General features: G+C 69.1%; 11 protein-coding genes. 8 read left to right on the forward strand and 3 right to left on the reverse strand.

Annotation, left to right across the window (positions count from 1 at the left end):
* Positions 1-68: 68 nt before the first annotated feature.
* From CA951_RS00900 to CA951_RS00935, 8 genes are all read left to right on the forward strand, one after another.
* On the forward strand, positions 69-974 hold the full coding sequence (locus CA951_RS00900) for a xanthine dehydrogenase family protein subunit M (protein WP_087555045.1): 906 nt from the start codon (positions 69-71) through the stop codon (positions 972-974).
* A 2-nt stretch (positions 975-976) separates the two neighbouring features.
* On the forward strand, positions 977-1,555 hold the full coding sequence (locus CA951_RS00905; RefSeq protein WP_087555046.1) for a (2Fe-2S)-binding protein: 579 nt from the start codon (positions 977-979) through the stop codon (positions 1,553-1,555).
* On the forward strand, positions 1,552-3,954 hold the full coding sequence (locus CA951_RS00910) for an aerobic carbon-monoxide dehydrogenase large subunit (protein ID WP_087555047.1): 2,403 nt from the start codon (positions 1,552-1,554) through the stop codon (positions 3,952-3,954). The genes CA951_RS00905 and CA951_RS00910 overlap by 4 nt, the downstream gene beginning before the upstream one ends.
* Positions 3,955-3,984: 30 nt before the next feature.
* The gene (locus CA951_RS00915) at positions 3,985-4,869 is read left to right on the forward strand and encodes an XdhC family protein (protein ID WP_087555048.1); all 885 of its coding nucleotides are present in this window, start codon (positions 3,985-3,987) and stop codon (positions 4,867-4,869) included.
* A complete protein-coding gene (locus tag CA951_RS00920; protein WP_087555049.1) occupies positions 4,866-5,753 on the forward strand; it encodes a MoxR family ATPase in 888 nt (295 codons plus the stop codon). Before CA951_RS00915 ends, CA951_RS00920 begins: the two co-directional genes overlap by 4 nt.
* 12 nt (positions 5,754-5,765) lie before the next feature.
* Positions 5,766-6,428: an SRPBCC family protein gene (locus tag CA951_RS00925; protein WP_087555050.1), complete on the forward strand. Its 663-nt coding sequence runs from the start codon at positions 5,766-5,768 to the stop codon at positions 6,426-6,428.
* Positions 6,425-7,645, forward strand: coding sequence for a VWA domain-containing protein (locus tag CA951_RS00930; RefSeq protein ID WP_087555051.1), 1,221 nt, complete (start codon positions 6,425-6,427; stop codon positions 7,643-7,645). The genes CA951_RS00925 and CA951_RS00930 overlap by 4 nt, the downstream gene beginning before the upstream one ends.
* Positions 7,646-8,125: 480 nt before the next feature.
* Positions 8,126-9,886 (forward strand): MOSC domain-containing protein, encoded by a 1,761-nt coding sequence (locus tag CA951_RS00935; protein ID WP_087555052.1) that lies wholly within the window; start codon positions 8,126-8,128, stop codon positions 9,884-9,886.
* 23 nt (positions 9,887-9,909) lie between these two features.
* On the opposite strand, the gene ligD is transcribed toward CA951_RS00935, so the two are convergent.
* The 3 genes from ligD to CA951_RS00950 all read right to left on the reverse strand — a co-directional run bounded on the left by ligD (position 9,910) and on the right by CA951_RS00950 (position 13,155).
* On the reverse strand, positions 9,910-10,881 hold the full coding sequence (ligD, locus tag CA951_RS00940; RefSeq protein ID WP_087555053.1) for a non-homologous end-joining DNA ligase: 972 nt from the start codon (positions 10,879-10,881) through the stop codon (positions 9,910-9,912).
* 140 nt (positions 10,882-11,021) lie between these two features.
* Positions 11,022-11,456, reverse strand: a complete 435-nt coding sequence (locus CA951_RS00945; protein WP_087555054.1) for a PAS domain-containing protein — start codon at positions 11,454-11,456, stop codon at positions 11,022-11,024.
* A gap of 70 nt (positions 11,457-11,526) precedes the next feature.
* On the reverse strand, positions 11,527-13,155 hold the full coding sequence (locus CA951_RS00950) for a serine/threonine-protein kinase (protein ID WP_373413356.1): 1,629 nt from the start codon (positions 13,153-13,155) through the stop codon (positions 11,527-11,529).
* Between the last annotated feature and the right edge of the window lie 3 nt (positions 13,156-13,158).

Consider the following 13,158-nt stretch of genomic DNA (forward strand, 5'->3'; position numbering starts at 1 on the left):
CACCGGGGTTGACGGACCACCGGTTCTTGCGCAGGCTGAAAGGATCCACATTTGTGAGGTAGGTCACAATGCAAGTACCAGGATCCTTCGAATACGAGCGTGCAACGGGCGTCGACGACGCGATCGCCCTGCTCGACCGGCTGGGCGACGAAGCCCGCCTCGTGGCAGGCGGCCACAGCCTGCTCCCCATGATGAAACTACGCCTCGCCAATCCCGAGTACCTCATCGACATCAACGACCTCGAGGGCGAACTCGGATACATCACGACCGAGCGGTCGAGGGTGCGGATCGGTGCGATGACCAGGCACCGCCGGCTCCTCGAATCGGACGAACTCGCGGTGGCGTTCCCACTCTTCCGCGACGCCGAGAAGGTGATCGCAGACCCGGTGGTCCGCAACCGCGGAACCATCGGCGGATCGCTGTGCCAGGCCGATCCGGCCGAGGACCTCACGACGGTCTGCGGTGTCCTCGACGCCACGTGCGTGGTGCAGGGACCCGGCGGACGCCGCGAAATTCCCATGTCCGAGTTCCTCGTCGGACCGTACGAGACGGCACTCGCACACAACGAGATGCTCATCGAGATCGTGATACCCGTCCACGGCCACAGCTCCAGCGCCTACGCCAAGGTCGAACGGCGAACCGGGGATTGGGCGGTCACCGCGGCCGGAGCAGCCGTCACCGTGGAGGGCGGCGAGATCGCCCGGGCCGCCGTCGGCCTGACCGCGGTCGACCCCGACCCGTCCGGACTCTCGGACATCGCCGACTACCTGACCGGACGCCCCCCGTCCGAGGAGGCGTTCGCCCAGGCCGGGCGGATGGCCGCGCAGGCCTGCTCGCCGGTGCGCGACGCCCGCGGGACCGTCGACTACAAACGTCATCTCGCATCCGAACTCACGATCCGCACACTCCGTACAGCGGTCGACCGGGTGCTCCGCAGCGACGTGGAGCACGAGCCGACCGGAGAAGAGGCATAGCCATGCAGGTGAACATGACCGTCAACGGTGAAGCAGTGACCGCCGAGGTGGAACCGCGCATGCTGCTCGTCCACTTCCTCCGTGACCAACTGGGCCTGACCGGGACCCACTGGGGTTGCGACACCAGCAACTGCGGCACGTGCGTCGTCACCGTCGACGGCGATCCGGTGAAGTCGTGCACGATGCTCGCCGCGATGGCCGGCGGGCACGACGTCCGCACGGTCGAGGGCCTCGAGCACGACGGCGAACTCGATCCCGTCCAGCAGGGCTTCATGCAGTGCCACGGACTGCAGTGCGGGTTCTGCACGCCCGGCATGATGATGACGGCGCGGGCCCTGCTCGACCGGGAGGAGAGCCCGGACGAGGCCACCATCAGGGAAGCGATCTCCGGGCAGATCTGCCGCTGCACCGGGTACACCACGATCGTGCGCTCGATCCAGTGGGCGGCCGACCACCGGGCCGGCGAAGCCGCCGAGCCCGAACCGGCGGGCGACTTCGACGCGGACGTCCAGGAAGACAAGACGCGGGGCGCCGAGGGCACGCCGAAGACAGTCGAAGAGCATGTGGGAAGTGCGTCATGACCACCGTCGAATCGCGTCCGCCCTCGGGCGACGCCGACGTCGTAGACAACGACAAGAAACCGTGCGGCCACGGTCGCATGCTCCGCAAGGAGGACCCCCGCTTCATCCGGGGGCTCGGGAATTACGTCGACGACATCACCCTCCCCGGCATGCTGCACCTGGCGATCCTGCGGTCGCCGGTTGCGCACGCGCGGATCGTGAGTATCGACACCACTGCGGCGCAGGAACTTCCGAAGGTCACGGCGGTGGTGACGGGTGCCGATCTCGCCGCGAAGAACCTCGCGTGGATGCCGACGCTGTCCAACGACGTGCAGGCCGTGCTGGCCACCGACAAGGTGCGCTTCCAGGGCCAGGAGGTAGCGTTCGTCATCGCCGAGGACCGCTATTCGGCCCGGGACGCGCTGGAACTGATCGACGTCGAGTACGACATGCTCGATCCCGTCGTCGACGCGCGCGCGGCGCTGGCACCCGATGCGCCGGTGATCCGCGACGACCTCGACGGCAAGACGGACAATCACTGTTTCGACTGGGAGACAGGCGATGCCGCCGCGACCGAGGCCGTGTTCGCGAAGGCGGACGTGGTGGTGAAACAGGAGATCGTCTACCCCCGCGTGCATCCGGCGCCGATGGAGACGTGCGGTGCAATCGCCGACATCGACCGGGTGTCCGGCAAGCTCACCCTGTACACCACCTCCCAGGCCCCGCACGCGCACCGGACGGTCTACGCCCTCGTCTCCGGGATCCCGGAGCACAAGATCCGGGTGGTGTCCCCGGACATCGGCGGCGGATTCGGCAACAAGGTGCCGATCTACCCGGGATACGTGTGCGCGATCGTCGCGTCGCTCGTGACGGGCAAGCCGGTGAAGTGGATGGAGGATCGCAGCGAGAACCTGATGAGCACCGGGTTCGCCCGCGACTACATCATGGTCGGCGAGATCGCGGCCACCGCGGAGGGCAAGATGCTCGCGATCCGCACGAAGGTGCTGGCCGATCACGGGGCGTTCAACGGCACCGCGGCCCCGGTGAAGTATCCGGCGGGCTTCTTCGGCGTCTTCACCGGAAGCTACGACATCGAGGCCGCGCACTGCGCGATGACGGCGGTCTACACGAACAAGGCGCCCGGCGGGGTGGCGTACGCCTGCTCGTTCCGGATCACCGAGGCCGTGTATCTCGTCGAACGGCTCGTCGACTGCCTGGCATTCGACCTGAAGATGGATCCGGCGGAACTGCGGCTGAAGAATCTGCTGAGGCCCGAACAGTTCCCGTACACCAGCAAGACCGGGTGGGTGTACGACTCGGGCGACTACGAGACCACCATGCGCAAGGCCATGGACATGATCGGCTACGACCACCTGCGGGAGGAGCAGAAGGAACGCCGCGAGCGTGGTGAGCTGATGGGAATCGGCATGGCGTTCTTCACCGAAGCCGTCGGTGCCGGACCCCGGAAAGACATGGACATCCTGGGTCTGGGCATGGCCGACGGTTGTGAACTGCGGGTCCATCCCACGGGGAAGGCCGTCGTCCGGTTGTCGGTGCAGACCCAGGGGCAGGGCCACGAGACGACGTTCGCGCAGATCGTGGCGGAGGAACTCGGCATCCCGCCGGACGACATCGACGTGGTCCACGGCGACACCGACAATACACCGTTCGGGCTCGGCACGTACGGCAGCAGGTCGACGCCGGTGTCCGGGGCGGCGGCCGCGCTGGTCGCCCGCAAGGTGCGGGACAAGGCGAAGATCATCGCATCCGGGATGCTCGAGGCGTCGGTCGCCGATCTGGAGTGGGAGAAGGGCGAATTCCATGTGAAGGGCGACCCCTCGGCGAAGGTGACCATCCAGGACATCGCGATGCGGGCGCACGGTGCAGGCGACCTTCCGGAGGGCATCGAAGGCGGACTCGAGGCGCAGATCTGCTACAACCCCGAGAATCTGACGTACCCGTACGGCGCGTACTTCTGCGTCGTCGACATCGATCCCGGCACCGCCGTGGTGAAGGTGCGGCGGTTCCTCGCCGTCGACGACTGCGGCACGCGCATCAACCCGATGATCATCGAGGGGCAGGTCCACGGCGGCATCGTCGACGGCATCGGCATGGCGCTGATGGAGATCATCGAATTCGACGAGGACGGCAACTGCCTCGGCGGGTCGCTGATGGACTACCTGATCCCCACCGCGCTCGAGGTCCCGAAACTCGAGACCGGCTTCACCGTCACCCCGTCGCCGCATCACCCGATCGGCGCCAAGGGCATCGGCGAATCGGCGACCGTCGGATCGCCCGCGGCCGTGGTGAACGCGGTCGTGGATGCGCTGGCCCCGTTCGGCGTGCGGCACGCCGACATGCCGCTCACCCCGTCCCGGGTGTGGGAGGCCATGCAGGGCCGCGCGACACCCCCGATCTGAGCGTCGCCCGGTCGGCTGCGAGGAGGCCCGATGGATTTGAAAGAGCGTGCGGCGCAACTGGTGCGCGACCGCAGGCCGTTCGTCCACGCGACGGTGGTGCGGGCGCAGCCGCCGACGTCCAGCCACACCGGCGACGAGGCGATCCTCCTGCAGGACGGGACGATCGAGGGTTTCGTCGGCGGGCAATGCGCGCAGAACTCGGTGCGCACCGCCGCGCTGGGCGTGCTGGAGCGCAACGAGAGCGTGCTGCTGCGGGTCCTGCCCGACGGGGCCGTGCAGTTCCCGGAGACCCCGGGCGCGTCCGTCGTGGTGAATCCGTGCCTGTCCGGCGGCGCCATGGAGATCTTCCTGGAGCCGCAGGTGCCGCCGCCGCTCGTCAGGATCTGCGGCACCACACCGATCGCGCAGTGTCTGGCGGGCATCGCGGAATTGCTGGGGTTCACCGTCGAGCACGACGACGCCGGACAGTTCTCCGGCACCACGGCCGTGGTGCTCGCCGGCCACGGCGGCCCCGAGGCGGAGGTCATCCGCGCGGCGATCGACGCCGGCGTCGGGTACGTCGGGCTCGTCGCCAGCCGGACTCGCGGGGGAGCCATCCTCGACACCCTGGGGCTCACCGAGTCCGAGCGGGCGCGGGTGCACACCCCGGTCGGCCTCGACATCGGGGCGCGGACGTCGGCGGAGATCGCGGTGTCGATCGCGGCCGAGTTGGTGCAGCAGCTGCGGAGAGCGGGACTGCGGGCCCCGGAGGACGATTCGGCCCGGCAGGCGGCGGTGGAGGCGGTCGATCCAGTGTGCGGGATGCCCGTCGTGGTGGGACCCGACACCGTCCACCTGCGGCGCGACGGCCACGACTTCTGGTTCTGCGGGCCGGGGTGCCGGGCGTCGTTCGCGCCGGAGACGGGAGCGGTATGACGCAGGGGTTCGAGGATGTGGCGGACGTGGTCCGGCGGTTCGACGCCGAGGACTATCTCCTGGACCTCGGAACCGCGTCGGCCCTGTACCTCGGCGCGGTCCTGCGCCGTCCGCTGCTGCTCGAAGGCGAACCCGGGGTCGGCAAGACCACCGCGGCGAAGGCCCTGGCGACCGTTCTCGGCGCGCCACTGATCCGGTTGCAGTGCTACGAAGGCCTCACCGCGAACGAGGCGCTCTACGACTGGAACTACCAGCGACAGCTGCTCACCATCCGGTTGGCCGAATCGCGGGGCGACGGACTCACCGAGGACGACCTGTTCACCGAGGAATTCCTGCTGGAACGTCCGATCCTGCACTGTGTGAGATATCGGGGACCGACCCCGCCCGTGCTGCTGATCGACGAAATCGACCGAGCCGACGACGAATTCGAGGCTCTGCTCCTCGAATTCCTGGGGGAGGCGTCGGTGACCGTTCCGGAACTGGGAACGTTCACGGCCGAACATCATCCCGTCGTCGTGCTGACGTCCAACCGGAGTCGCGACCTCCACGACGCGCTGCGCCGCCGGTGCCTGTACCACTGGATCGACTACCCGGAGCCGGCGCGGGCGGCCGCGATCGTGCGTCGCACCGTGTCCGTGGCGTCCGAACTCCTCATCGAGCACGCCACCCGATTCGTCGGCCGTGCCCGCGACCTCGATCTCGACAAGCCCCCGGGAATCGCGGAGACGATCGACTGGGTGTCCGCGCTCGCGGCGCTGGGCGTGGCCGATCTGGTGCGCGAAGACGCGATCTCGAGCCTGAGTGCACTCGCGAAGACCCCGGACGATCGCACAATGGTTCAGGACGCATTCGTCGATTACGCGCGCGGCCTGGCCACCGGATGAGAGGTTTCCGTCATGAAGATCGCCAACGAGTTCACCGTCAGCGCCCCGATCGAGCAGGCGTGGGAGGTGCTCAGCGACCTCGAGGAGGTTGCGCCGCTGCTGCCCGGCGCGCAGATGACCGGGCGCGAGGGCGACGACTACCTGGGGAAGGTGAAGGTCAAGGTCGGTCCGGTGACGAGTGAGTTCAAGGGCAAGGCCACCTTCGTCGAACGCGACGAGAAGGAGCACCGCGCCGTGATCGACGCCCGCGGCCGGGACTCGCGCGGTTCCGGCAACGCGTCCGCGACGATCACCGCCCAGTTGCACGAGGCGGGCGACGGCACCCGCGTCACCGTCGACACCGACATGAAGATCGTCGGCAAACTGGCGCAGTTCGGCAGCGGGATGATCCAACAGGTGTCGGAGAAACTCATGGGGCAGTTCGCGGAATCGCTGGAAGCGAAACTTTCCGGAGGGCCGGCCGATCAGCCCGCGGCAGAACCCGAAACAGCCGGTACCGCCACCGACTCCGCCGCCACCACGACGCTGTCCGTGGCACGGCCCGCCGCCGAACCGGCGCCGCTGGACCTGCTGGCGCTGTCCGGTGCGGGTGCGTGGAAACGGTACGCCCCGATCCTCGCTGCCGTCCTCGCGGGAATCGTGGTCGTTCTCGTGGTGGGCCGCCGCAGGCGATGACCGCGTCGGGCATCCTGCGGGGTGTCGATCTTGCGGCGTTCGCCGTGGCGCTCGTCGCCCGGTTGCGGGCCCGCGGCGTCGTCGTCTCGGCGAGCGGTCCCGCGGCGTTCGTGCAGGCGCTTCACCTGTCGTCGCCGAGTTCACGTTCGCGGCTGTACTGGTCGGCGCGTCTGACGCTCGTCAACCGCGTCGACGACCTCGCATCGTTCGACGCGGTGTTCTCCGCGGTCTTCGAGGACGCGTTGCTGTCGGTCGACCCGCATGCGCGGCGCACCGCGGCCGGGCGGGAGTCGGCCCTCGCCGCCGTCCGCGACGGCCGCGACCGGCCCGGCGACGCGCAGGACGTCGAGGGCGTGCCGTGGATGACCCGACCACTGATGACCGGCGGCGTCGACAACGCCGAGGACAGCCTGCACGACGCGTTAACCGCCGTGCCGGACACACTGCCCAGCAGGCTCGTCGCCCGCGCCGACGAACCCTTCGCGCGATTCGACGCCGGCGACCTCCGGCTCCTCGGAGCCTGGCTGGAACAGGCAACCGCGGTGTGGCCGTCCCGCCGCACCCGGCGTCGCGAAGTGCATCGCCGCGGCAGGCGTATCGACCTGCGGGCCACCATGAACCGGTCGAGGGCCACAGGCTGGGAGCCGGTGGTACTCGCGCGGAGCCGCGCCCGGAACCGTCCGCGCCGCATCGTCATGCTGTGCGACGTGAGCCGGTCGATGCAGCCGTACGCTGCGATCTACCTCCACCTGATGCGGGCGGCGGCGGTGCAACGGCAGACCGCGGGCAGGCCGGAGGTGTTCGCGTTCTCCACGTCGCTGACGAGGCTGACCCCCGTGCTCGCCCACCGCAGCGCCGAGACCGCGGTCCGCAGGGCGAACGAGAAGGTGGTCGACAGATTCGGGGGCACCCACATCGCGGGCAGCGTGAGTGAACTGCTCGCGTCCCCGCACGGCAACGCACTGCGCGGCGCACTCGTGGTCATCGCGTCCGACGGCTGGGACAGTGACGACCCGGAACGCCTGGCACACGCCCTCACCCGGGTGCGTCGTCGCGCCCATCGTCTGGTGTGGCTCAACCCCCGCGCCGGTGACCCCGGCTTCCGGCCGCTCGCCGGTTCGATGGCGGCCGCGCTGCCCTTCTGCGACGCCTTCCTCCCCGCGCACTCGCTGTCCGCGCTGCGCGACGTGCTGGACGTGATCGGCCGGCTGGGCTGACCGGGTGGCCCGACTCCACCCCCAGGGTGCCTGGCAGTCGTGGCGTCCGTCCCGGATGCTCGAACGACGGTGCTGCACACCGTGCTTCAGCTCACAGGAGGAACAATGTCGACTACCAGAACTTCCGTCAGGATCGTGGCGGCCATCGGGGCGATCCTCGCGGCCCTGTCGATCTCGTTGGTGGGAACCGCCGAGATCGCCGGCGCCAGACCCTGTCAGAACGATTGTCACGCACCCGTTCCCAAACCTCCGGTCGACGGCTGCCAACTCTGCAATCCCAACCCGCCACCGCCTCCGCCGCCACCACCCCCGCCGGCACGGTAGGGAAGAGCTCGGCATGCGGGACACACGCCTCGGCCGCACGGTCGGGGCGCGTGTCGCGTTGCGGTCACACGGCGAGTCGTTGATCCGCGGGACGGGATGACAGATGATCGATCGGGGGCCGATCGAGTGTCGTACCGACCAGAAGAGGCGAATGCCGTGGCCACGCTCAGTTCACTGAATGTCGGGATGCCCCGGGACGTGTCCTGGCGGGGCCGGACGGTCCACACCGGCGTCTGGAAGCGCCCCGTCGACGGGCCGCGGATGGTCCGGCGATTCAACATCGACGGTGACGGCCAGGGCGACCTCGGCGGACACGGTGGTGAGATCCGCGCCGTGCTCGTCTATCAGACCGAGTCGTACCGCCACTGGCGCGAATACCTCCGCCGTGACGATCTCGAACCGGGACATTTCGGGGAGAACTTCACAGTCGACGGTCTAGCCGACGACGAGGTCTGCATCGGTGATCGCTACCGGATCGGAACCGCGGTCTTCGAGGTCACCCAGCCCCGCGTGACGTGCTACCGGGTGGGCATGCGCATGAACGAACCGCAGATGGCGGCGCTGCTCGTGTCCCACCGCAGGCCCGGCTTCTACCTCCGGGTGATCGAGGAAGGGGAGGTCGAGGCCGGGCAGGACGTCGTGAAGGTCGCGGCAGGCCCGGAAGCGGTGCCCGTCGCGGAGATCGACGCGCTCCTGTATCTGCCCGGCCACCCGCGCGACGCACTGGAGAGGGCGTTGCGGATCCCGGCGCTGAGCCCCGGGTGGAAGGAGTCGCTGCAGAACATTCTGGACCGAGCCGATTCGGGTGCCGGCGGGAACGTCGGGCTGACGAAGACCGCAGGCAGCCCGCCGCCCGCGTGGCCCGGCTTCCGCTCGCTCACGGTGACCGGGATTCACGAGGAGAGCCGCCGCGTTCTGTCGCTGTCGTTGGCCACATCCGACGGCTCGGCGTTGCCGTCCTGGCAGGCGGGGCAGTCGATCACACTGCGCCTGCACCCCGACGACGTACAGGGCCCGGTGATCCGCAGCTACTCGCTGTCCAATCGCCCCGGCGCCGCCGACTACCGGATCAGTGTCAAACGGGAACCGCACGGTGTGGCAGGCCGATACGTCCATTCCCGTGTGCGCCTCGGTGACACCCTCGAGGTGGCGGCCCCGCGAGGGACGTTCTTCCTGGACGGCGAGGCGCGACCGGTGGTGCTCGTCTCCGCGGGTGTGGGGGTGACACCCCTGCTGTCGATGTTGTACGCACTCGTGGAAGCGGGGTCGTCGCGGCAGGTGTGGTGGGTCCACGGTGCCCGTGACGGATCCGAACATCCCTTCGCCGAGGAGAGCTGTGATCTCCTGGACCGGTTGCCGGGCAGTCGTTCGCACATCGCCTACAGCAGGCCTGCCGAAACCGACAGCAGGGGCGCCGACTACACCACCGCGGGCCGGCTCACGGGGGAGTTGATTGCGGGTCTCGGTCTGCCCGCCGACGCGGAGGCCTATCTGTGCGGGCCCGCGTCGTTCATGGCCGATCTCGGGTCCGCGCTCGCCGCCGACGGGCTCGACCCCGCGCGGATTCACGTCGAAACGTTCGGTGCGGAAGGAGCTCTCAATCCCGGTGTGGTTCACGCTTCTTCACGGGCGCCCCATCCGCCGTCCGGACCGCCGGGCACAGGCCCTTCCGTCTCGTTCGCGCGCAGCGGGCTCACCGTGCCGTGGGACGCCGGGCGGGGAACCCTCCTCGACTTCGCCGAGGCGTGTGACGTGCCGACACGCTGGTCCTGTCGCACCGGCGTCTGCCACTCCTGTGAAACGGCGCTGCTGTCCGGGGCCGTCGACTACGACCCGGAACCCATCGAACCGCCGGCGGACGGGAACACCCTCATCTGCTGCACCACTCCGTCAGAGGACGTAGTTCTGGACCTCTAGCGGTTCTGGACCTGTAGCGCCGACTAGTCCTCCGCGCCACCGGGATCCGGCTCGCCCTCGGCCTCGTCGCGGTCCGCCCACTCCAGCAGCGGCTCGAGTGAGAACACGGCGTCGTCGATTCCCGCGTGCAGATCACCGAGTGTCGCGAACCGCTTTGGGACGGTGGCGATCGTGAACTCGTGTGGGTCCACGTCGTCGATCTCGTCCCACGTCACCGGGGTGGACACCGTCGCGTCGGGCACACCCCGCACCGAATACGCACTGGCGATGGTGTGGTCGCGGGCGTTCTGGTTGTAGTCGACGAACAACTTGCGCGGATCCCGGTCCTTCCGCCACCAGGTGGTGGTCACGTCCTTCGGCGCCCTGCGCTCCACCTCGCGCGCGAAGGCCAGCGCGGCCCGCCGGACGTCGCCGAATCCCCAGTCGGGCCGAATCCGGACGTAGACGTGCATGCCGCTGCCGCCGGACGTCTTCGGCCACCCCGTCGCACCCAGTTCGTCGAGCACCTCGTGCACCACCCCGGCGACGCGCCGCACCGTGTCGAACCCGCATTCGGGCATCGGGTCGAGATCGATCCGCCACTCGTCGGGTCGTTCGACGTCCGCGCGGCGCGAGTTCCACGGATGGAACTCGACCGTGGACATCTGCACCGCCCAGATCACGTCCGCCGGGTGCGTCACGCACAGTTCGTCGGCGTGGCGGTTGTACCGCGGAAACGTCACGCGCACCGTCTGCACCCAGTCCGGCGCACCGTGCGGCAACCGCTTCTGGTGCACCTTCTCGCCGCTCAGACCGTCCGGGAAGCGGTGCATCATGCAGGGCCGTTCGCGCAGTGCGCGCACGATGCCGTCGCCGACACTCAGGTAGTAGTTCGCGAGGTCCAGTTTCGTGGCGCCGGTGGCGGGGAAATAGACGCGCTCCGGGTGCGAGATCCGCACGGTCCGGTCGCCGACCTCCAGTTCGACAGCGGGTGACTTGTCCTTACCGGTCGCCATGCAGCCAACCTAACCCGCGGCTGATCGGGCCCGCGCGGTTTCGCGGCCATCCTCGTCGCTCTGTTTGCACAGCGATTTGCCAGATGCGGGCGCAATTGCGCGGGAATCCGGCAAATCCGTGTGCAACTGTGGGCGCGGGGTCAGAAGCCCGGGGCCCGGCCGCCGTTCCACAGTTGTTCGGTGACGTCGTGGAAGCAGACCAGGGTCACCGGGTCGTCCTGCCGGCGGAGGATGGGCCTGCTGACGAGTGCGCGTACCCGGGATCCGTCCTGATGTGCGAGGTCGACAGGGGTGGTCGCCGACTCGCGGAGGTGTTCGACCGCCGCGGCGCCAGTCGACGCCTCGTCCCAGTCGAGGAGTTCGGACACCGGACGTCCGCGCAGTGACGCGACGGGGTGCCCCAGCATCCTCTCGAAAGCACTGTTCACGTGGACGACCGTGCCGTCGTCCTCGACCGCCAGGACGGGAACCGGCAGGCGCTCGAGCAGGACGAGGGCAGGTAGCTGCTCGAGGTAGCCCAATGGGGTTTCCGGGATCGGGCGACGTCTCTCCTCATGATCTGCCTCTGCGCTCACAGCCCTATACTCTCACCGATTCCGACCGCCCGTCCCGTTGTCGCCGCAGACGGCGATTCAAAGGCGCGATTCAGCGGTATGCGGACTCGATCATCGGTTCGGTCGCGAGGACCCGGCCGTCGCCGCCGACGATGGTCAGGGCGGACGGGGTGAGCCGGTATTCGGTGCCGCCGTCGCCGGTGGCGACGAAGCCGTCACCGCTGGGGCTCGGGTCGTCGACGGAGATCGCGGCGCCGTCGCTGATGCGTACGCCCTGGTAGTAGTAGCGTCCCACGCCCGTCTCGCAGACCACGACCAGAGACTTCGTGGTGCGACCGATGAACACCGCCGGGTTGGTGTAGTTGCATCGTGCATCGGACGGGGGCAGGAAGCCCTGCCGGTCGGCGCCCGACACCTCGCCGACGATTGGGGGCGGGGGAGCCGTCGTCGTTCTGGGCGGAGTCACGGCGGGCGGGGCCGTCGCCGGCGCCGCCCTGGTGGTCGCGACGGGGACGTCCTCTGTGACAGGAGTGCGCACCTGTCTGCTTCCGGCCGCGGCGACCGCGGGGGTGTCCGGGTTGTTCCGGTCCAGCACGAGCCATCCGACCACCCCGGCGAGTGCCAGTAACGCGATCACCAGCACGGTCACCGTCACCGGGACGGCCACCGAGCGCCGCGCCACCGAGCGCCGCGCAGGCGGGGTGGCGTAGGGAGCGGGCGGGTAGAAGGGCGGAGGCGGGCCGGGCGGACCGCTGTGGAACGCGGTCGGCGGGTAGACGGGTGGACGCCCGCGGTCGTCGACCCGCGTCGGCTCGGACCGCGGGACCGGCGACGGTTCCGGGCGGGTCGCGATGTCGGTTTCGGTCTTCCGCTCCGGAGCGGTCAACGCGGAGCGGGCTGCCGCCGCGAAGTCGCCTGCCGTCCTGTACCGATCGCGGGGGTCCTTGGCCAGACCCCGGGCGATCACCTCGTCGAACGTGGCGGGCACGTCGGTCCGGATCGAGCTGGGGCTGGGCACGGGTGTGGTGAGATGCGCGCGGATCGCGCTGCTGATGCTGTTGGACGGGAACGGGATGGATCCCGTGAGGCATTCGTAGAGGACGTACGCCAGCGAGTAGACGTCCGCGCGGGCATCGACCGGCGCGTTGTCGAACCGCTCGGGCGCCATGTACGCGTAGGAGCCGACGGCGCTGCCGAGGGTCGTCAGCCGGAGGTCGGAACTCGAGTGCGCGATACCGAAGTCGACGAGGTACGCAAATTCACCGGCCGTGACGAGGATGTTCTCCGGCTTGACGTCGCGGTGGATGAGTCCGTCGGCGTGCGCGGCGTCGAGCGCCGCCGCGATCTGGTCGACGACCGCGACTGCGTGTGCGGGACCCATCGGGCCGCGCGACCGGAGCAGCGCCCGCAGATCCTGCCCGACGACCAGTCGCATGTCGATGTAGAGCACACCGTCGATCTCGCCCCAATCGTGGATGGGGATGACGTGCGGCTCCTGCAGCCGGGCGGCGGCATGCGATTCGCGGCGGAACCGCTGCTGGTACGTGGGGTCGTTCGCGAGGTCGACGTCGAGGATCTTTAGTGCGACGGTGCGATCCTTGGTGGTGTCGTACGCCTCGTACACCTCACCCATTCCGCCTCGGCCGAGCAGAGCCCGGAGATGGTAGTGCCCGAACTGCGTGCCGACCCGTGTACCTGCCGCCATTCGTGTTCCGTTCATGCC

It is taken from the genome of Rhodococcus sp. NCIMB 12038 (assembly GCF_002165735.1).
Classification (GTDB): Bacteria; Actinomycetota; Actinomycetes; order Mycobacteriales; family Mycobacteriaceae; genus Rhodococcus_F.